The following is a 19,082-nucleotide window of genomic DNA, read 5'->3' as shown; positions in this document are numbered from 1 at the left end:
CCGCCGCCCACCGCCACCACCGACGGCGCGACCACACCGGTGAGCAGTGCCAGTCCGGCCGCCAGCGCGTCGAGCGCGTCGTCCCAGACGGCGACGGCGGCCGGTTCGCCGCGGCGGACCAGTTCGGCGACGTCGCGACTCCCGCCCACGGCGACACCGGTGACGGCCGTGTACCGGCGCGCGACGGCGGCGGCCGACGCGATGGCCTCGAGGCAGCCGCGCCCGCCGCACGCGCACGCCAGCGAGTGCCCGACGTCGACGTGGCCGATCTCGCCCGCGTACCCGTCGCCGGCGAAGACCCGGCCGCCGAGCACCAGGGCCGCGGCGATGCCGGTCCCGACCGGCAGGAACACGGCGTTCTCGGCACCGCGCAGCGCGCCGGCCCGGTGCTCGGCCAGCCCGCCCGCGCGCACGTCGTGTCCCACCGCGACCGGACATCCCAGCCGGTCCGCCAGCAGAGCGCGCAACGCGACGTCGTGCCAGCCCAGGTTCTCGGCGTGCACCGCGATGCCGGCGGCCTCGTCGACGATGCCCGGCACCACGACGCCCACGGCGGCGGGCGGCGCACCGTCCGCCAGCCGCCGCACGACCGCCTCGACCGCGTCGATCACGGGACGCCCGTCGAGCCCGGCCGCCGGCGTGACCGTCCGGTCGACGGCGCCGAGCCGGCCGCCGTCGTCGATCAGCCCGGCCTTGACGGCCGTGCCGCCGACGTCGACGGCGACCACCCGCGGCGCCATGTCAGCGGCCCGGGAGGACGACCGAGCGGGTGAGGTGCCGCGGCCGGTCGGGGTCGAGCCCGCGCGCCTCGGCCAGCACGACCGCGAGCCGCTGCGCCACCACCAGCTGCGCCATGGGATCGAGGTCGCCGGTGACGAACGTCGCGCCGGTGGCGGCGACCTCGGTCTCGAGCCCGCCGGGCGGCGGCCCGAACGACCACACCAGCCGGCCCGGCTGCGCGATCGAGACCGGACCGTGGCGGTAGTCCATGGCGGGGTAGGATTCGGCCCAGAACTGCGCCGACTCGCGCAGCTTGAGCGCCGCCTCGTGCGCCAGTCCCACCGTCCAGCCGCGCCCCACGAACGTCGCCTGCTCGATGCCGGTCAGCCCGTCGAGCGGCTCCTCCAGCGCCTTCTCGGCGTCGGCGACCACGGGCCCGAGGTCGTGCCCGACGTGCGCGCGCAGCAGCGCCAGCGCGCTGGTCGCCGAGCGAGTCTGCACCACCGACCGCTCGTCGGCGAAGTCGAGCACGACCGCCTCGTCGGCCGCGTCGACGGCGGGCGACCCGGCCGCCGCGGTGAGCACGACCAGCCGCCCGGCGCCGCCGTCGGCCCGCAGCGCCGCCAGCAGGTCGAGCACCTCGGTCGTCGTACCGGAGCGGGTGATCGCGACGACGGTGTCGTAGCGGCGGCCGGGCGGCACCTCGGAGGCGGCGAACGCGTCGGTCTCGCCGTGCCCGGCCTGCTCGCGCAGCGCCGCGTACGCCATGGCGACGAACCACGACGTGCCGCAGCCGGCGACGGCGACCCGCTCGCCCGGTGACGGCAACACCCGCCGCGCGGCGTCCAGCAGGTCCGCGACCCGGACCCAGCAGGCCGGCTGACTGGCGATCTCCGCCCTGACGTGTTCGGTCATCGATGTGCCGTCCCTCGTCGCCTCGACCGGTTACGTGCATCATATCGACTGAACTCGGCACGAAACGCTCAGCTTCGGTCAGGCTCCTGTCGCATGCCGGCCGAGTTTCGATTGAGTCACACCGGTTGACACGTTCTGTCCCGATCGCCACGATGGGTGCCCACATCGACAGATTGTGCGCGAAACGTGCATGAAACGCATGCAATCAATCATCGCGCCGAGCGTCTGGAGGCGACGTGAGACGACTGGTGTCCATGACGGCGGCGACGGTGGCGGCAGGGCTCGCGCTCACGGCCTGCGGGTTCGGCGGCGACGACGGCGGCAGCGGCGGCTCCGGGGACGAGGGGGGCGCCACCAGCATCGACCTGCTGGTCCCGCAGTACAGCGACGGCACCACCGCACTGTGGGAAGAGATCATCGCCTCGTTCGAGGACGAGAACCCCGACGTCACCGTCGACCTCGAGGTGCAGTCGTGGGACAACATCAACGACGTCATCCGCACCAAGGTGCAGGCCGGTGAGGCGCCGGACATCCTCAACATCGACGCATTCAGCGGGTTCGCCAAGGACTACCTGCTGTACCCGGCCGACGAGATCGTGTCCGAGGAGACCTTCGGCGACTTCCAGGAGTCGTTCATCGAGAACGCCTCGCTCGACGGCACCGTCTACGGCCTGCCGATGATCGCGTCGGCGCGGGCGCTGTTCTACAACGAGGACGTGCTCGCCCAGGCCGGCATCGCCGAGCCACCGGCCACCTGGGACGACCTGCTGGCCGCGGGCACCGCCGTCGCCGCGCTGGGCACCGGCGTCTACGGCTACGGCATGCCGCTGGGCAGCGAGGAGGCGCAGGCCGAGACCTCGATCTGGACGTTCGGCGGCGGCGGTTCCTGGACCGACGGCGACGCCATCACCGTCGACACCCCGGAGAACCTCGCGGCCGTCGAGTTCATGAAGCGCATGATCGACGAGGGCGCCACCCAGCCCGACCCCGGTGCCACCGACCGCACCCCCATGCTCGACGTGTTCGTGCAGGGCCAGATCGCCATGGCCGTCGGACTGCCGCCGACCATCGGGCAGATCGAGGAGCGCAACCCCGCGCTCGACTACGGCATCGCGCCGGTGCCCACGCAGGACGGCTCCCCCGTCACGCTGGGCGTCGCCGACCACCTCATGGCGTTCCGCAACGACGACGACAAGCAGGACGCCATCAGGGCCTTCCTCGACCACTTCTTCGCCACCGACACCTACCTGAGCTTCGTCGACACCGAGGGCTTCCTGCCCACCACGAAGTCCGGCGCCGAGGGCACCGCCAACGCCGAGCGGTTCGCCGACTTCCTCGAGGTGCTGCCCGACGCGCAGTTCTATCCGAGCACCAACGAGGCCTGGGCCGCCACCCAGGGCGCGCTGCAGAGCCTGGTCGGCCAGATCCAGACCCAGGACGCCGCGTCCGTGCTGCAGCAGATCCAGGCCGCCGCCGACAACGCATGACGACGGGCGGTCGCCCGGCGCGCTGGACCGCGACGGCCCGAGCCCTCCCGTGGCTCGGGCCGACGCTGGTCCTCGTCGCCGGCGTGGTGTTCTTCCCGGCCGGCTACATGGCCTGGACGTCGTTCCGCGACCTGAGCCAGTTCGGCGTCGACAACGGCCCGGCCGGGTTCGACAACTACGCGCGGCTGCTGGAGTTCACCGCGCTGTCGAGGGTGCTGCTGAACACCGTCGTCTGGGTGGTCGGCGTCGTGGTGGTGACGGTGGTCGTCTCACTGGGGCTGGCGCAGTTCCTCGACAAGGCGTTCCCCGGACGGCGGTTCGTGCGGCTCACCGTCATCGTGCCGTGGGCGGCGAGCGTCGTCATGACCACCACCGTCATCTACTACGGCCTGGACCCGTTCTACGGCGTCCTCAACGCCTTCCTCGTCGACGTCGGGCTGCTGGACCAGCCGTACGGCTTCACCCGCAACGCGGTGCCGGCGTTCCTGACGGCCATGGGCATCGCGGTGTTCGTGTCGCTGCCGTTCACGACGTACACACTGCTGGCCGGGCTGCAGACGATCCCGGACGACGTGCGCGAGGCGGCGCAGATGGACGGCGCCGGGCCGTGGGCGGCGTACCGGCGGATCATCCTGCCGCTGCTGCGCCCGGCGCTGGCCGTCGCCACGATCATCAACATCATCAACGTGTTCAACTCGCTGCCGATCCTGCAGGTCATCACCGGCTCGATCCCCGGCTACAACGCCGACACCACCACGACGCTGATCTTCAAGTTCATCCGGGCGGACCGGCAGATCGACACCGCCAGCGCGCTGAGCATCGTCAACTTCCTCATCGTGCTCGCCGTGATCCTCGTGTACCTGAAGGTCGTCAAGCCGATGAGGGACGACGAGTGATGCCGGCGGCAAGGTCCCACGCAGGGGCGAGGCCCACGAGGGAAAGGAGAGCTGTGGCCGCCTCCGTCCGTGCCCGCAGCCCGCGCCGGCCGCTCATGGCGGTCGCCGGGGCCCTCATCGCGCTGGTCTTCGTACTGCCGTACCTGATCATGCTGGTCGGGTCGTTCAAGTCGCGCTCGGAGATCCTGCGCGTCCCGCCGACGTACCTGCCGCAGGAGTGGGTGCCGTCGAACTACGTGGACATGTGGTCCACGCCCGAGACGCCGCTGCCGTACAACCTGGTGTCGACGATCGTCATCTCGGTCTGCGCGACGCTGGTGGTGCTGGCGGTCGCCGCGCCGGCCGCGTACTACACCGCGCGGCACCGGTTCCCCGGCCGGCTGGTCTTCCTCCTGCTCGTGCTGGTGACGCAGATGCTGCAGCCGACGGTGCTGGCCACCGGCCTGTTCCGGCAGTTCGTGACGCTGGGCATCAACGACACATGGCTGGCGATGATCCTGGTCAACAGCGCGTTCAACCTGTCCTTCGCGGTCTGGATCATGCACAGCTTCTTCGCCGCGATCCCCCGCGAGCTGGACGAGGCGGCGGCGCTCGACGGCGCGTCGCGGCTGCAGATCCTGCGCCGCGTCACGCTGCCGCTGGTGTGGCCGGGCGTCGTCACGGCGATCATCTTCACGTTCGTCGCCTGCTGGAACGAGTTCGCCGCGAGCCTGGTCATCCTGACGACGGCCGAGAACCAGCCGCTGTCCGTGGCGTTGACCAAGTTCGTCGGCCAGTACGAGTCGGCCTGGCAGTATGTGTTCGGGGTGTCGATCGTCGGAATCGTGCCGGTGGTCATACTGTTCGCACTCATCGAGAAGAGGCTGGTGGCGGGGCTGACCGCCGGAGCGGTCAAGTGAGGGGGACGCCGTCGTGACCGAGGTCCCACCGGACGACACCGGCACCGAGCTTGACGGCCAGACGCCCGACCGCGCCCGCCGATGGCGCCAGATGCTCGACCTGCTGGCCGAGCGCGGCCGGCTCAGCGTCACCGAGACCGCCTCCGCCCTGTCGGTGTCCGAGGCGACGGTCCGCCGCGACTTCACCGAGCTGGCCCGCCAGCAGCTGGTCACCCGCACGCACGGCGGCGTGCTCGCCACCGCGGTCGCCTACGACCTGCCGGCCCGCTACCGCGCGACGTCGGGCAGCGACCCCAAGGAGCGCATCGCGGCGGCGGCCGCCGACCTCGTCGAGCCCGGCCTGGTCGTCGGGTTCAACGGCGGCACCACCACGTCGGCGACGGCGCGCCGGCTCGCCGCCCGCATCGAGCACGGTCCGCACTCGGGCGAGCACGCGCTCACCGTCGTCACCAACGCGCTCAACATCGCCACCGAGATGGTGCTGCGCCCGCACATCCGCACCGTCTCGCTCGGCGGCGTCGCGCGGCCGCAGTCGTACGAGATGACCGGCCCGCTGGCCACGCTGGTGCTGAACGAGCTGTGGCTCGACATGCTCATCCTCGGCATCGACGGGCTGACGGCGGCCGGCGGCGCCTCGTGCCGGCACGTGGGCGAGGCCGGCATCAACGCCGACATGGTGCAGCGGGCCAGCCGGGTCGTCGTGGTCGGCACCGGCGACAAGATCGGCCGCCGCGCCTTCGCCCGCATCTGCGACGCCGAGCAGGTGGGCGTGCTGGTCACCGACCCCACCGCGCCCGAAGACGAGCTCGCCGCCCTGCGCGCCGCCGGGGTCGACGTCCACCTCGTCTGACGACGGCGGGCGCTCAGCAGACGTCGTCGACGTTCACGGCGCCGTCGGCATCGCTCGGCGTCTCGGTGGCGCCCGGAGTGGGGGCCTCGTCGCCCTCGCCCTCGTCGGCGGGCGGCTCCTCGTCGCCCGTCGGCGCGTCCGCGGGCGGTTCCTCGTCGGCCGGGTCGCCGGTGGGGTCGTCAGCGGGCGGGTCGTCCGCAGCCGGGCCGCCGCCGTCGCCCGTCGGCTCGCCACCGGCGTCGTCGGCGGGCGGCGGCGTCTCGGCCGGCGGGTCGAGGGACTGCTGGACGTACTCGCGGATGACGTCGTAGTCGGGGTCGTGGTACTCGATGATGTCGTCGGTGAACGGGAGGCTGCGCAGCCCGCCCGACTCCTGCACCTTCAGCGCCAGCTGGGCGAAGTCGGACAGCCGGTCCTGCGTGATGTCCGTGGACATGGTGTTCTCGGCGGCATTCGCGAGCTGCTGGTAGCGGCGCAGCACCGTCATCGGGTCGGCCTGCTCGGTGATGGCGCCGATGACGCAGCGCTGCCGGCGCATGCGCTCGTAGTCGTCGGAGACCGGGCCGGGACCGCAGCGGGCCCGGGCGAACCACAGCGCACGGTAGCCGTCGAGGTGCTGGTTCTCGCCGGGCTCGATCCAGCCCGACGGCTCGGTGCAGCGGCCCCACTGCTCCTTGGTGCCGATGGGGATGCGGTACGGGACGTCGATGTCGATGCCGCCGAACGCGTCGACCAGGTACTGGAAGCCGCGCAGGTTGACCATGACGTAGTAGGAGATGTCGAGCCCCAGCGCCTCGCCGACGATGAGCTTGGCCGCCTCGGCCCCGGGGTCGGGGATGCCCTCGAAGAATTCCGGGAACTCGTGCGGCACGAACCGGTACACCGCGGACAGCCAGTAGTAGGCGTCCTCCTCGGGGCCCCGGAAGCCCTCGGGGTAGGCCTCGGCGAGCGGGGTGTCGGGCGGCATCGGCAGGTTGAGCAGGTTGCGCGGCAGCGAGAACAGGGCGGTGTCGCCCGTCTCGGTGTTGATGCTGGCGACCATGACGGTGTCGGTGCGGGTCTCGTCGCGGCCGGGCCCGGAGTCGGAGCCGAGGATGAGCACGTTGACCCGCCGCTGCCCGGCCCACGGGTCCTCGTCGGAGCTGTCGGGACGGGTGAGGCTGCGGGTGTCGTCGTCGGCGAAGACGTTGCCGATGAAGCCGCGCTGCGTGTAGGCGTACTGGCTGCCGAGGCTGAGCGGGCTGACCACGAGCGAGGCCACCGCCAGCACGACCAGCGCGCCGAGGAGCCGCTGCGGCGTGCGCAACCCGCGCGGCTGCAGCAGGTAGAGACTGACCAGCGCGGTGAGCAGCCAGGCGGCCGCGACGCCGACGAGCACGCCCGCGATGAGGTTCAGCGTGTCGGGGTCGGTGCCGGCGTCGAGGAGTCCGGAGACGCCCCCGGTGACGGTGTAGTAGGCGGCGACGCCGGCCAGTACGAGGAAGAGGCCGAGGACCGCCCAGCCGAGCCTCTTGCGCCCGGCCGAGATGAGCCCGAGCCCGGGCACGAGGGCGCCGACACCGGCCTGGCGCAGGAACCGGCGGTAGTCGGCGGGCGACACGCTCTCGCGGGCGATGCGGGAACCCCGCCGCCCCCGACCTCGTCGGCCGACCGTCTCGTCGCTGCTCATCGATGCCGCCGCCGCGCGCGTGCCCCGTACGCGGGCCTGCCTCCTTCACCGGACATGTGGCCGTATTACCGATGGGTCGCCGGACATTGTGCCTCACGTGACGAACTCCCGCCGACCCGCCCGCGTTCCCGGCGTGCCCGACCTGTCGCCCTTCTACAACTTACGGGTCATGAGGACGGAATCGCGGTCGTCACCCGGCGCGATCCTGATGGCCCCCGGCAGGCGGCCCACCTCGGCGAACCCGCACGACTCGTAGAACCGGCCGAGGCCCAGGCCGTCGCGGTAGGTGAGGTGCAGGAACTCCAGCCCGCCGGCGCGCGCGTGCTCGGCCAGGCCGTCCAGCAGCGTCCGGCCGGCGCCGCGACCCTGGAACCGCGGGTGCACCTGCAGCCGCAGCACCGTGGCCCAGTGCCGGAACAGCGGGTTCGCGGACCCGACCACGAAGCCGAACCCGGCCCGCTCGCCGTCGGCGCGCAGGACGCCGAGGAACGCCGTCCCCGCCGACAGCTCCGCCAGGTGCGCGTCGAGCGCGGGCCGCACGTCCTCGGGCCCGACCGGCGGCACGAACCCGACCGCCCCGCCCGCGTTGGTGACGTCGACCCAGCAGCCGAGCAGCCAGGTGGCCAGCTCCTCCCCGACGGCGGTGACCCGTTCGACCATGTCGTTCACAGCCCGAAAGTACGGGACACTGGTGAGGTGACCGACGGACCCCTCATTGTCCAGAGTGACAAGACCCTGCTCCTCGAGGTCGACCACGACCAGGCCGACGACTGCCGCCGCGCCGTCGCGCCGTTCGCCGAGCTGGAGCGGGCACCCGAACACGTGCACACCTACCGGCTCACCCCGCTGGGCCTGTGGAACGCCCGCGCCGCCGGGCACGACGCCGAGCAGGTCGTCGACACCCTGCTCCACTACTCCCGCTACCCCGTCCCGCACGCGCTGCTGGTCGACGTCGCCGAGACCATGGCCCGCTACGGCCGGCTGCGGCTCGACAGCCACCCGGTGCACGGGCTGGTCCTGGTCAGCACCGACCGCGCCGTGCTCGAAGAGGTGCTGCGCTCGAAGCGGGTCATCCCGCTGGTGGGCGACCGGCTCGACCCCGACACCGTCGTCGTCCACCCGTCCGAGCGCGGCAACCTCAAGCAGGCGCTGGTCAAGCTGGGCTGGCCGGCCGAGGACACCGCCGGCTACGTCGACGGCGAGGCGCACGCCATCGACCTCGCCGAGGACGGCTGGACGCTGCGGCCGTACCAGCGCGAGGCCGTCGACGGCTTCTGGCACGGCGGCTCCGGCGTCGTGGTGCTGCCCTGCGGCGCCGGCAAGACGCTGGTCGGCGCCGCCGCCATGGCCCGGGCCAAGGCGACCACGCTGATCCTGGTGACGAACACCGTCGCCGCCCGGCAGTGGAAGGACGAGCTGGTCAAGCGGACCAGCCTCACCGAGGATGAGATCGGCGAGTACTCCGGCGCCAAGAAGGAGATCCGCCCGGTCACCATCGCCACGTACCAGGTGCTCACCACGCGGCGGAAGGGCGTCTACACGCACCTCGAACTGCTCGACGCACGCGACTGGGGCCTCGTCGTCTACGACGAGGTGCACCTGCTGCCGGCGCCGATCTTCCGCATGACCGCCGACCTGCAGGCGCGGCGACGGCTCGGGCTGACGGCGACGCTCGTGCGCGAGGACGGCCGCGAGGACGACGTCTTCACGCTCATCGGCCCCAAGCGGTACGACGCGCCCTGGAAGGAGATCGAGAACCAGGGCTGGATCGCCCCCGCCGACTGTGTCGAGGTCCGGGTCACGCTGTCCGACCGCGAACGGCTCGCCTACGCCACGGCCGAGCCCGACGAGCGCTACCGGCTGGCCTCCTGCACCGACGCCAAGACCCGCGTCGTCCAGAGCCTGGTGAAGCGGCACGCCGGCGAGCCCACGCTGATCATCGGCCAGTACATCGAGCAGCTCGACGAGCTGGGCGAGCGCCTGGGCGCCCCCGTGGTCAAGGGCGAGACGACGGTGCGCGAGCGGCAGCGGCTGTTCGACGGGTTCCGCTCCGGCGACATCCGCACACTGGTGGTCAGCAAGGTCGCCAACTTCTCCATCGACCTGCCCGAGGCCAGCATCGCCATCCAGGTGTCCGGCACGTTCGGCTCGCGGCAGGAGGAGGCCCAGCGGCTCGGCCGGATCCTGCGGCCCAAGTCCGACGGCCGCACGGCCCGGTTCTACTCGGTCATCGTCCGCGACACCGTCGACCAGGAGTTCGCCCAGCACCGGCAGCGGTTCCTCGCCGAGCAGGGCTACGCCTACCAGATCGCCGACGCCGAGGACGTCCTGCGCGACAGCTGACGCCGTCGCCGAATATCCGGTGGACACTCCGGCCGGCGCGAACTAAGCTCCCATGCCCTTCGCGACCGGACCGGAGCACCGGGCCGTCGGAAAGCCCCATCTTCCGCCGAGCCCCAGGAGGCCGCCCGTGTCCGCCGACCCCGTCCTGAAGGCCGAGCGCGAGCATCTGCGCCAGTCGCGCGACGACCTCGCCGCCATGCGCGAGCACACCCTGTCGCTGACGGCGCAGAGCGCGGACCACGTCTCGACGGAGTACCTCAAGGCCGCGCTGTACCGAAGGGCGAAGGCGCTCGAGGACGACCCGTCGCTGCCGCTGTTCTTCGGCCGCATCGACCGCACCGACGACGACGCGAGCGAGACCTTCCACATCGGCCGCCGGCACGTCATGGACGACAACGGCGACCCGATGGTCGTCGACTGGCGGGCCGACGTCTCGCGCGCCTTCTACCGGGCCACGCGCGCCGACCCGCACGGCGTCACACTGCGCCGCCGCTACGGGTTCGCCGGCGGCGAGCTGACGTCGTACGAGGACGAGCACCTGCTCGACCCCGGCGAGGCCGACATCACCAGCCGCATCCTCACCGAGGAGATCGAGCGGCCGCGCGTCGGGCCGATGCGCGACATCGTCGCCACCATCCAGCCCGAGCAGGACGAGGTCGTCCGCGCAAGCCTCGACCGGACGGTGTGCGTGCAGGGCGCGCCGGGCACCGGCAAGACCGCCGTGGGGCTGCACCGCGCGGCCTACCTGCTGCACACCTACCGCGAGCGGCTGGCCCGCACCGGCGTGCTGGTCATCGGGCCGAACCAGGCGTTCCTGCACTACATCGCCCAGGTGCTGCCCACGCTCGGCGAGGTCGACGTTCGCCAGGTCACCGTCGCCGAACTGGTCGGCACCGTCCCGATCCGGGGCGCGGACGGCACCGGCGCGGCGGCGCTCAAGGGCGACGAGCGCATGGCGACGGTGTTGCGCAACGCCATCTGGTCGCACGTCGCCGAGCCCGCCGAGACGCTCTACGTCACCCGCGGCACACGCCGCTGGCGGGTCCCGGTGCACGAGGTCGCCGACGCCGTCGCGACGCTGCGCGAGCGAGGCGACGGGTACACGACGGCCCGCTCGCTGCTGGGCCAGCGGCTCGCGCACCGGATCCTGCTGCGCATGGAGGCGGCCGGCGAGCTCACCGACGACCGCGTGCAGAACGCCGTCGCCCGCTCGCGCCCGGTGAAGCAGTACGTCGACCAGCTGTGGCCGGCGCTGGACCCGGTGAAGCTGGTCATGCGGCTGCTCAGCGAGCCGGAACTGCTCGCCGTCGCCGCCGACGGCGTCCTCACCGCCGAGGAGCAGGCCACGCTGCTCTGGCCGAAGCCGGCCCGCGGCCCGAAGACCGCGCCGTGGTCGCACGCCGACGCCGTCCTCGTCGACGAGGCGGCTGCCGCGCTCGAGCGGGTGCCGGGCGTCGGGCACGTCGTGCTCGACGAGGCGCAGGACCTCTCGCCCATGGAGCTGCGCGCCGTGGGCCGCCGCGCCGCCACCGGCTCGCTCACCGTCCTGGGCGACATCGCGCAGGGCACCACTCCGTGGGCGACGCCGTCGTGGCCCGAGGCGCTGCGCCACCTCGGCCATGACGACGCTCATCTCGAAGTCCTCCGCAAGGGCTACCGCGTGCCGGCGTCCGTGGTGGATTTCGCCGGCCGGCTGCTCCCCGTCATCGCGCCGGGCATCGCGCCGCCGGAGCCGGTCCGGTCCAACCCGGGCCGGCTCGACGTCACGCGCGCCGACGGCGACCTGGTCGAGGCCGTCGCCGATGCGGCCGCCGACGTCGCCGCGCGCGAGGGCTCCGTCGGCATCATCGTCGCCGACGACGGTGTCGGCGCGGCCGCCGAGGCACTCCGGCGGGCCGGCGTCGCCCACGGAGAACTCGCCGACGACCAGCGCGTCACCGTCGTCCCGGCCACGCTGGCGAAGGGCCTCGAATACGACCACGTGATCGTCGTCGAGCCGGCCGCCATCGTCGCCGCCGAGCCGGCCGGGCTGCGCCGCCTCTACGTCGTGCTGACCCGCGCTGTCTCCTCGCTCACCGTCGTGCACTCCGAGCCGCTGCCCGCACCGCTGACTCACCAGTAGCGATACGATGCCGATGCCCGCCAAGGGCTACATTCTGTGTATTGTCTGCACGGCGTATGGGGTCATCGGCACCCCCCGAAACATCGCTCGGACGAGAGCGACGGCACTGCCTGGGGAGGGCGCATGGCATCGGACTTCGACCTGGCACGGGCCGGACACGGTGCCCTGGGATCCCACCGGTGAGCGCCGCTACGGCCAGCGGAGGATCCTCGATCTTGCACGGCGCACACGTACTCCTGACCGGCGCGACCGGTTTCGTCGGACAGGCACTGCTCGAGAAGCTGCTGTCCAGCTACCCGGACACCCGGGTCAGCCTCATCGTCCGGCCGCGGGGGGCGCTCAGCGCCCAGGACCGCATCGACCGGCTGTTCCGCAAGCCCGTCTTCGGCACCTGGCGCGCGGCCGTCGGCGAGGAGGAGGCCGAGCGGCAGTACCGCGACCGGGTCACCGTCCTCGAGGGCGACCTCGCCGACCTGCCGCCGCTGCCCACCGACGTCGACGTCGTCGTCCACTCCGCGTCGACGGTCTCGTTCGACCTGCCCATCGACGAGGCGTTCGCCGCCAACGTCTCCGGTCCCGAGTCCCTGTACCGGGCGCTGCTCGCCGGCGGCTCCGACCCGCACGTCGTGCACGTCTCCACCGGATACGTCGCCGGGCTGCGCAAGGGCATCGCCGAGGAGCGCAGCCTCGAGCACGACGTCGACCGCGCGGCCGAACTCACCTACGCGCAGGCCGCCCGGCCCGACATCGAGCGGCTCTCGCGCAGCCCGCGGCTGCTGCGCCGGCTGCTCACGCAGGCGCAGGCCGAGCACGGCCGGGCCGGCGCGCGCGTGGTCACCGACACCGCCGAGCAGGCCCGCCAGGAGTGGGTCCGGTCCGAGCTGATCGAGGCCGGCCGCACCCGGGCGCAGAGCCTGGGCTGGCCCGACGTCTACACCTTCACCAAGGCGCTGGGCGAGCGGGTCGCCGAGGACCTCTGGGCGGGCTCCGGCCACCGGCTCACCGTCGTGCGGCCGACCATCATCGAGTCGTCGCTGAAGCACCCGTTCCCGGGCTGGATCGACGGCTTCAAGGTGGCCGACCCGCTCATCGCCGCGTACGGACGGGGCCTGCTGCCGCAGTTCCCGGCGCTGGCCGACACCGTCCTCGACGTCATCCCCGTCGACTTCGTCGTCAACGCCGCACTGGCCGCGGCCGCCGCCCCGCCGCCGCCCGGCGAGGCGCAGTACTTCCAGGTCAGCTCCGGCATCACCAACCCGCTGCCGTTCGGCCGGCTGCTGCGGCTGGTGCACGAGTACTTCGAGGCCAACCCGCTCAAGGACGCCAAGGGCGCCCACCTCGCCGTCCCGTCGTGGTCGTTCCCGCACCGCGGCGTCGTCGAGCGGGCGCTGCGCCGCCGCGAGCGCATCGTCGACCTCGCCGACAAGGCCGTCGACCGGCTGCCGCCCGGTGAGCGGTCGCGCAAGTGGATCTCGACCATCTACCGGGCCCGGCGCGACCTCGACACCCTGCGCAAGTTCACCTCGCTGTACCAGCCGTACACCGAGACCGAGGTCATCTTCGACGACGCCAACCTGCGGGCGCTGCACGCGGCGCTGCCCGACGATCGCAAGGCCGAGCACGGCTTCGACGTCACCGAGATCGACTGGGCGCACTATCTGCAGAAGGTCCACATCCCGAGCGTTCCCGGCCTCACCCGGGGCAGTGGCGGCGACGGCGGCGGCGCCGGCTCCACGTTCCTCGAGCTGCCGCAGCGCACCGATGTCCTCGCCGTCTTCGACCTGCAGAAGACGGTCGCCGCTGCCACGCTGGTCGAGCACTACGTCTGGACCGAGCTGGCCGCGAAGCCGCTGTCGCGCTGGCCGGTGGTGCTGAGCAACCTCGTCGCCCTGGGCCCGCGCTACCTGCAGGCCGAGCGGCGCGACCGCGGCGACTTCATCCGCACCTTCATGCGCCGCTACGAGGGCGTCCACGAGAACGAGCTGCGCAAGGTCATCGCCGACGAGGTGACGGTCTCGCTGCACCGCGGCCTGTTCGAGGACGCGCTCGAGCGCATCCGGGCGCACCGCGAGGCCGGGCACCGCACCGTCCTGCTCACCGGCGAGATCGACGTCTTCGTCGAGCCGCTGGCGACGCTGTTCGACGTCATGGTGGCCGGCAAGATGGAGTCCGACGAGTCCGGCCGCTGGACCGGGCACCTGGCCACGCCGCCGCTGGTCGGCGAGGCCCGCGCGGCCTGGCTGCGCCGCTACGCCCAGGCCGGGGGCTACGACCTCGCCGGCTCGTACGCCTACGGCGACAGCTACGCCGACCGCTCCTGGCTCGAGGTCGTCGGGCACCCCCACGCCGTCAACCCCGACGCCAGCCTCTACCGCTACGCCAAGTCCAAGCGCTGGCCCGTGCACAGCTGGACCACCACCGCCGAGGGCCGGCTGTCACCGGTGCTGCGCAGCGTCCGCGGAGCACGGCGGGCATGACCGGGCGGCTCCTCACCGGCCGGGCGCTCGTGACCGGCGGGACGTCCGGCATCGGCCTCGCGTTCGCCGAGGCGCTGGCCGCCCGCGGCTGCGACCTCGTGCTGGTGGCGCGCGACGGCGACCGGCTCGAGCGCACGGCCGGCGAACTGCGCGAGAAGCACGGCGTCGACGTCGAGGTGCTGAAGGCCGACCTCGCCGACCGCACGCAGGCCGACATCGTCGTCGCCCGGCTGACCGACCGCGACTCCCCCGTCGAGGTGTTCGTCAACAACGCCGGCAAGGGCGTGCACGCGCGGCTGGCCACCGACGACACCAGCGAGCACGAGCAGGCCATCGACCTCATGATCACGGCCGTCGTCGTGCTCGGGGCGGCCGCCGCCCGCACCATGCGCGAGCGCGGCCACGGCGTCATCGTCAACGTCTCGTCGGTCGCCGGCCTCATCACCATGGGCGGGTACTCGGCGGTGAAGTCGTTCGTCCGCACCTACTCCGAGAGCCTGTCGCTCGAGCTGGCCGGCACTGGGGTACAGGTCACGGCGCTGCTCCCGGGCTGGGTGCGCACCGAGTTCCACGAGCGGGCCGGCATCCGGACCGGCTCCATCCCGTCGTCGCTCTGGCTCGACGCCGACCGCGTCGTCGCCGATTGCCTGGCCGATGTCGAGAAGAGGCGCGATCGTTCGGTACCGTCGGCACGGTTCAAGGTCCTGGCCTGGCTGGCCGAGCACGCCCCCCGCGCGGCGGTGCGCAAGGTCACCGCACGACTGGTGAGCGGACGGCGATGAACGCACTGCCGAGTACGAAGAGGTACCACGCGGCCTGGCACCGGTTCGCCCGGTTCGTGGCCCAGCGGATGCTGCTGCGGCCGGTCGTGCACCTCACCACCAAGGTGACGGTGCGGGGCGCCGAGAACCTCGACGGCCTCGCCGTGCCGTTCGTCGTGGTGGCCAACCACAGCAGCCACCTCGACGCGCCGCTGCTCATCACCGAGCTGCCGCGGCGCTACACCCGCACCATGGCCGTCAACGCCGCCGCCGACTACTTCTACCGCTGGTGGTGGATGAAGGCGACCACGTCGCTGTTCTTCAACACCTACCCGGTGAGCCGCACCAACGCCGACATGGGCAAGGGCCGCGGCCTGGCCAACAAGCTGCTGAGCGAGAACGTCCCGGTCGTCGTGTTCCCCGAGGGCACCCGGCGCAACACCGAGGGCGGCGTCAAGCGGTTCAAGCCCGGTGCTGCGGCGCTGAGCATCGCCCAGGGCGTGCCGTGCGTGCCGGTGGCGATCATCGGGACGAATGAGGCCATGCCGGTCGGCCAATGGTGGCCGAAGCGCGGCCGGCCTCCGGTCACGCTGGTCATCGGCGCGCCCATTCACCCGCGCGAGGGCGAGCGGACCCGTGACCTGACCGAGCGGCTCGAGGCGAAGGTCGGCGCCATGGTGGCGACCGGCGATCCGGGCGCTGAGGGGAAACCGCGCGACACGGCCGAGCCGGACCCGCCGGCGCAGCGGCCGAGTGACCACGCTCAGAAGGAGGAGGCGTCGTGACGGGTGTGCAGCACCAGAAGTGGTGGGGCTGGGGGGTCGAGGGCATCGCCTTCACCCACGAGGACAAGCCGAGGCTGGCGCCGTTCGTCATGGAGAAGATCGGCATCGACCTCGACGCGCCCGGCACGCCGCCGCCCGCGTTCGAGGACCTCAAGGTGCCGGCCTCGCAGCTGGGCGACGAGCTCGGCGGGAAGCTGCGTGACGCCGTCGGCGAACAGTACGTCGACACCACCGACCTCAACCGGGTCGTGCACACCTACGGCAAGGGCCTGGTCGACCTCGTACGGGTGCGCGCCGGCGACCTCCCCCGCGTTCCCGACGTCGTGGTCTACCCCGCCGACGAGGACCAGGTACGGCAGGTGGTCGACGCCGTCGTGGCGGCCGACGGCGTGCTCATCCCGTTCGGCGGCGGTTCCAACATCTCCGGCTCGCTGACCCCGCAGCCGGCCGAGCAGCGAGTGGTCGTGTCGCTCGACCTCGGCCGGCTCAGCCGCGTGCTCGAGGTCGACGAGGCCGCCGGGCTCGCCCGCATCCAGGCCGGCGCGCTCGGCCCGGACCTCGAGGAGCAGCTCAACGCGCGCGGCTGGACCATGGGCCACCAGCCCGACAGCTTCAAGCACTCCACGCTCGGCGGCTGGGTGGCGACGCGCAGCTCGGGCATGCAGTCGGACAAGTACGGCGACATCGCCGACATCACCCGCGGCATGCGCGTCGTGCTGCCGGGCAAGGTCATCGTGCTGCGGCCACTGCCCAGCACGTCGTCCGGGCCGAGCGTGCGCGAGATGATCCTGGGCTCCGAGGGCCGGCTGGGCGTCATCACCGAGCTCTGGGTCAACGTGCACCGGGTGCCCGAGAACCGCGAGATCATCGCCTATCTCTACCCGACCTGGGCCGCGGCCATCGCGGCCATGCACGAGATCTCCGAGTCCGACGCCGCACCCACGGTCACCCGGGTCTCCGACGCCAACGAGACCGCGTTCTCGCTGTCCATGCAGAAGCCGTCGAAGGGGCTGGCGGCGAAGGCCGGGCCGATCCTGTTCAGCGTGCTCGAGCGGCGCGGGTGGGACCTCTCCGCGGCGTGCCTGTCCTACATCGGGTACGAGGGCAGCGAGTCGCACCTGAAGTACGAGAAGGGCCTCGTCGGCAAGATCGTGAAGAAGCACGGCGGCATCAAGCTGGGCAAGGGCCCGGGCTCGCTGTACGACCAGAAGAAGTTCGACACCCCGTACATCCGCGACTTCCTGCTCGACATCGGCGCGCTGGGCGACGTGTCCGAGACGGCGGCGCCGTGGTCGAAGCTGATGAACCTGTATGCCAACACCATCAGGGCGGCCAACGTGGCCTATGCGGAGCTGGGCCTCAAGGGCTTCGTGATGTGCCACCTGTCGCACAGCTACCACTCCGGCGCGTGCCTCTACTTCACCTTCGCGTTCCCGCCGAGCACCGACGTGCCGGCCGAGCAGATCGAGCAGTACTGGGTGGTGAAGAAGGCGATCCAGCAGTCGTTCATCGACAACGACGCCACCATCTCCCACCACCACGGCGTCGGCACCGACCACGCGCACTGGCTCGAGGACGACATCTCGCCGGCCGGCACGGACGTCATGGCCGGGCTGCTGAAGTCGGTCGACCCCGGCCGCAACCTCAACCCCGGGACGTTGCTGCCGGCGCACCGGGAGTGGTGACGGCGGCAGCGTCCGGCCCACGCCGAACCCGGAGCCGGACGGCTGCCAGCACCACGGCCAGCGCCGCGGCTGCCACCGTCACCGCGAAGGCGGGACGGTGCCCGCCGAGGTCGGCCAGCCGGCCGGCGAGGCCGGACCCGACGGCGTAGCCGATGCCGGTGGCGCCGGCCAGCAGCGTCATCGCCGCGCCCACGCGGGTGGGCGGCACCTGCCGCTCGGCGGCCGCGAACACACTGATCATGTACGGCGCGACGGCGAGACCGAGCAGCAGGACGACGGGTACGAGCGCCGTCAGCGAACCGGCCAGCAGCAGCGGCGACGACAGCACCACCAGACCGACGGCGAACACCAGGATGCGCCGGTCGTAGCCGAACCGCTGCGGCAGCGCCGCCGTCGCCAGCCCGGCCAGCACGCTGCCGACTCCGAGCAGCGCGTGCACCAGGCCGGCCATCCCGGGCGTGCCCGCGGCCGTGGCCAGCGCCGTCGTGCCGGTCTGGGTGGCGCCGAAGATGACGCCGATGAGCAGCTGGGCCAGGCACAGGGTGAGGAACGCCGCGGTGACGAACGACTCGCCGTGGGCGGCGGCCGACGCGCGCACGGCGTGGGTGAGCCGGGCGGTCGGGTGCAGCGCGAACCACGACCCGAAGACCACCAGCAGCCCGGCCGCGGCGAGCAGCGCGCCGCTGGGGCTCAGCGCGACGGCGCCGAGCCCGACCAGCGCCGGGCCGAGCACGAACGAGGCCTCGTCGGCGGCGCCCTCGTAGGAGAACGCGGCGTCGACCAGCCGCGGCTGGGCGCTGCCGGTGCGGTGGGTGATGGGCCGCCAGCGGACCCGGGCCAGGGGCCCGACCTGCGGCATCGTGAATCCTGCGACAGCGGCCGCGACAACCATCGTGGGGGTGCTCGCATCGGCCTGCACGGCGCCGACCAGCGCCGCCAGGGCCAGCCCGGCCGCCAGCGACTGCGCCAGCACCACGGGCCGCTGGCCGATGCGGTCGGCGACAGTTCCGGCCAGCGGGGCGCCGACGGCGTTCGCGACGGCCAGCGCGCCGGCGGCCAGGCCACCGGCGGTGTAACGGCCGGTGGCGTCGGACACCAGCAGCAGCGTGCCGAGCTGACTCATGGCCAGTGGCAGGCGGCCCAGGAACGCCACGACGACGTAGCCCGGACCGGCGAGAGCGAGGAGGCGGCGGTACGAGGTGATGGGCGACACGACAGGGCTCCGGAAAAGACTCAGGTGCGCGTCTCCCCGCCACCAGACGCGCACGAAACCCTGTGCTGCTGCCAGTCTAGCAAGTCCGGGCCGTACTGCCATGATCATCAACCTTCTGTGCTGCTATCACGACTGTGTGTTCCGCGGACTTGTGTGACAGGGCGTTCGGAGACATCCGCGACAGTTCCTGATCATGGTCCGATGCTGGGGGGATGGGACCGGTGGGGATGTGGGACGTCGTGGACGTTCGAGCGAATCTG

The 19,082-nt window shown here is 72.4% G+C and carries 15 protein-coding genes; 10 read left to right on the top strand and 5 right to left on the bottom strand.

Annotated features, from left to right (window positions below):
- Together E1212_RS26945 and E1212_RS26940 are read right to left on the bottom strand one after the other, a co-directional pair.
- Positions 1-740, bottom strand: a 740-nt coding sequence (locus E1212_RS26945; RefSeq protein ID WP_131988260.1) for an ROK family protein, incomplete at its 3' end; no start/stop codon positions are given.
- 1 nt (position 741) lies between these two features.
- Positions 742-1,635, bottom strand: coding sequence for an SIS domain-containing protein (locus tag E1212_RS26940; protein WP_131988258.1), 894 nt, complete (start codon positions 1,633-1,635; stop codon positions 742-744).
- A gap of 236 nt (positions 1,636-1,871) precedes the next feature.
- On the opposite strand from E1212_RS26940, the gene E1212_RS26935 reads away from it, so the two are divergent.
- The 4 genes from E1212_RS26935 (at position 1,872) to E1212_RS26920 (ending at position 5,767) form a co-directional block, all read left to right on the top strand.
- The gene (locus tag E1212_RS26935; protein WP_203417297.1) at positions 1,872-3,122 is read left to right on the top strand and encodes an extracellular solute-binding protein; all 1,251 of its coding nucleotides are present in this window, start codon (positions 1,872-1,874) and stop codon (positions 3,120-3,122) included.
- Complete coding sequence (locus E1212_RS26930; protein ID WP_131988256.1) at positions 3,119-4,018, top strand: carbohydrate ABC transporter permease; 900 nt, start codon at positions 3,119-3,121, stop codon at positions 4,016-4,018. Before E1212_RS26935 ends, E1212_RS26930 begins: the two co-directional genes overlap by 4 nt.
- 95 nt (positions 4,019-4,113) lie before the next feature.
- Entirely contained in the window at positions 4,114-4,917 is an 804-nt protein-coding gene (locus E1212_RS26925) for a carbohydrate ABC transporter permease (RefSeq protein WP_420814443.1), read from the top strand.
- 13 nt (positions 4,918-4,930) lie between these two features.
- Positions 4,931-5,767 carry a DeoR/GlpR family DNA-binding transcription regulator gene (locus E1212_RS26920; RefSeq protein WP_238992501.1) on the top strand — a complete coding sequence of 279 codons (837 nt, stop codon included), beginning with the start codon at positions 4,931-4,933 and terminating at the stop codon, positions 5,765-5,767.
- A gap of 13 nt (positions 5,768-5,780) precedes the next feature.
- Here the strand turns inward: E1212_RS26920 and E1212_RS26915 are convergent, their stop codons facing one another.
- Together E1212_RS26915 and E1212_RS26910 are read right to left on the bottom strand one after the other, a co-directional pair.
- Entirely contained in the window at positions 5,781-7,436 is a 1,656-nt protein-coding gene (locus tag E1212_RS26915; protein ID WP_131988252.1) for an LCP family protein, read from the bottom strand.
- Between the two features lie 153 nt (positions 7,437-7,589).
- Entirely contained in the window at positions 7,590-8,096 is a 507-nt protein-coding gene (locus tag E1212_RS26910; protein ID WP_131988264.1) for a GNAT family N-acetyltransferase, read from the bottom strand.
- 36 nt (positions 8,097-8,132) lie between these two features.
- Between E1212_RS26910 and E1212_RS26905 the strand changes: the two genes are divergently transcribed.
- The 6 genes from E1212_RS26905 (at position 8,133) to E1212_RS26880 (ending at position 17,609) form a co-directional block, all read left to right on the top strand.
- Complete coding sequence (locus tag E1212_RS26905; protein ID WP_131988250.1) at positions 8,133-9,779, top strand: DNA repair helicase XPB; 1,647 nt, start codon at positions 8,133-8,135, stop codon at positions 9,777-9,779.
- Positions 9,780-9,831: 52 nt separating this feature from the next.
- A complete protein-coding gene (locus E1212_RS26900; protein WP_131988248.1) occupies positions 9,832-11,901 on the top strand; it encodes a HelD family protein in 2,070 nt (689 codons plus the stop codon).
- A gap of 215 nt (positions 11,902-12,116) precedes the next feature.
- Positions 12,117-14,378, top strand: coding sequence for an HAD-IB family hydrolase (locus E1212_RS26895; protein ID WP_203417292.1), 2,262 nt, complete (start codon positions 12,117-12,119; stop codon positions 14,376-14,378).
- Positions 14,375-15,160: an SDR family NAD(P)-dependent oxidoreductase gene (locus E1212_RS26890; protein ID WP_131988246.1), complete on the top strand. Its 786-nt coding sequence runs from the start codon at positions 14,375-14,377 to the stop codon at positions 15,158-15,160. Before E1212_RS26895 ends, E1212_RS26890 begins: the two co-directional genes overlap by 4 nt.
- Positions 15,157-15,924: a lysophospholipid acyltransferase family protein gene (locus E1212_RS26885; RefSeq protein ID WP_131988244.1), complete on the top strand. Its 768-nt coding sequence runs from the start codon at positions 15,157-15,159 to the stop codon at positions 15,922-15,924. The genes E1212_RS26890 and E1212_RS26885 overlap by 4 nt, the downstream gene beginning before the upstream one ends.
- Positions 15,921-17,609 (top strand): FAD-binding oxidoreductase, encoded by a 1,689-nt coding sequence (locus E1212_RS26880; RefSeq protein ID WP_131988242.1) that lies wholly within the window; start codon positions 15,921-15,923, stop codon positions 17,607-17,609. Before E1212_RS26885 ends, E1212_RS26880 begins: the two co-directional genes overlap by 4 nt.
- Here the strand turns inward: E1212_RS26880 and E1212_RS26875 are convergent.
- The gene (locus E1212_RS26875; RefSeq protein ID WP_131988240.1) at positions 17,569-18,822 is read right to left on the bottom strand and encodes an MFS transporter; all 1,254 of its coding nucleotides are present in this window, start codon (positions 18,820-18,822) and stop codon (positions 17,569-17,571) included. The two genes, E1212_RS26880 and E1212_RS26875, sit on opposite strands and share 41 nt — an antisense overlap.
- Positions 18,823-19,082: the final 260 nt, after the last annotated feature.

Source organism: Jiangella ureilytica, assembly GCF_004348545.1.
Classification (GTDB): domain Bacteria; phylum Actinomycetota; class Actinomycetes; order Jiangellales; family Jiangellaceae; genus Jiangella; species Jiangella ureilytica.
This window is presented reverse-complemented; position numbering and strand designations above follow the sequence as displayed.

Coding starts and splice junctions, on each gene's coding strand:
- E1212_RS26915 (WP_131988252.1), bottom strand. CDS start 7,436: ATGAGCAGCGACGAGACGGTCGGCCGACGAGGTCGGGGGCGGCGGGGT.
- E1212_RS26925 (WP_420814443.1), top strand. CDS start 4,114: ATGGCGGTCGCCGGGGCCCTCATCGCGCTGGTCTTCGTACTGCCGTAC.
- E1212_RS26900 (WP_131988248.1), top strand. CDS start 9,832: ATGCCCTTCGCGACCGGACCGGAGCACCGGGCCGTCGGAAAGCCCCAT.
- E1212_RS26910 (WP_131988264.1), bottom strand. CDS start 8,096: ATGGTCGAACGGGTCACCGCCGTCGGGGAGGAGCTGGCCACCTGGCTG.
- E1212_RS26930 (WP_131988256.1), top strand. CDS start 3,119: ATGACGACGGGCGGTCGCCCGGCGCGCTGGACCGCGACGGCCCGAGCC.
- E1212_RS26940 (WP_131988258.1), bottom strand. CDS start 1,635: ATGACCGAACACGTCAGGGCGGAGATCGCCAGTCAGCCGGCCTGCTGG.
- E1212_RS26890 (WP_131988246.1), top strand. CDS start 14,375: ATGACCGGGCGGCTCCTCACCGGCCGGGCGCTCGTGACCGGCGGGACG.
- E1212_RS26885 (WP_131988244.1), top strand. CDS start 15,157: ATGAACGCACTGCCGAGTACGAAGAGGTACCACGCGGCCTGGCACCGG.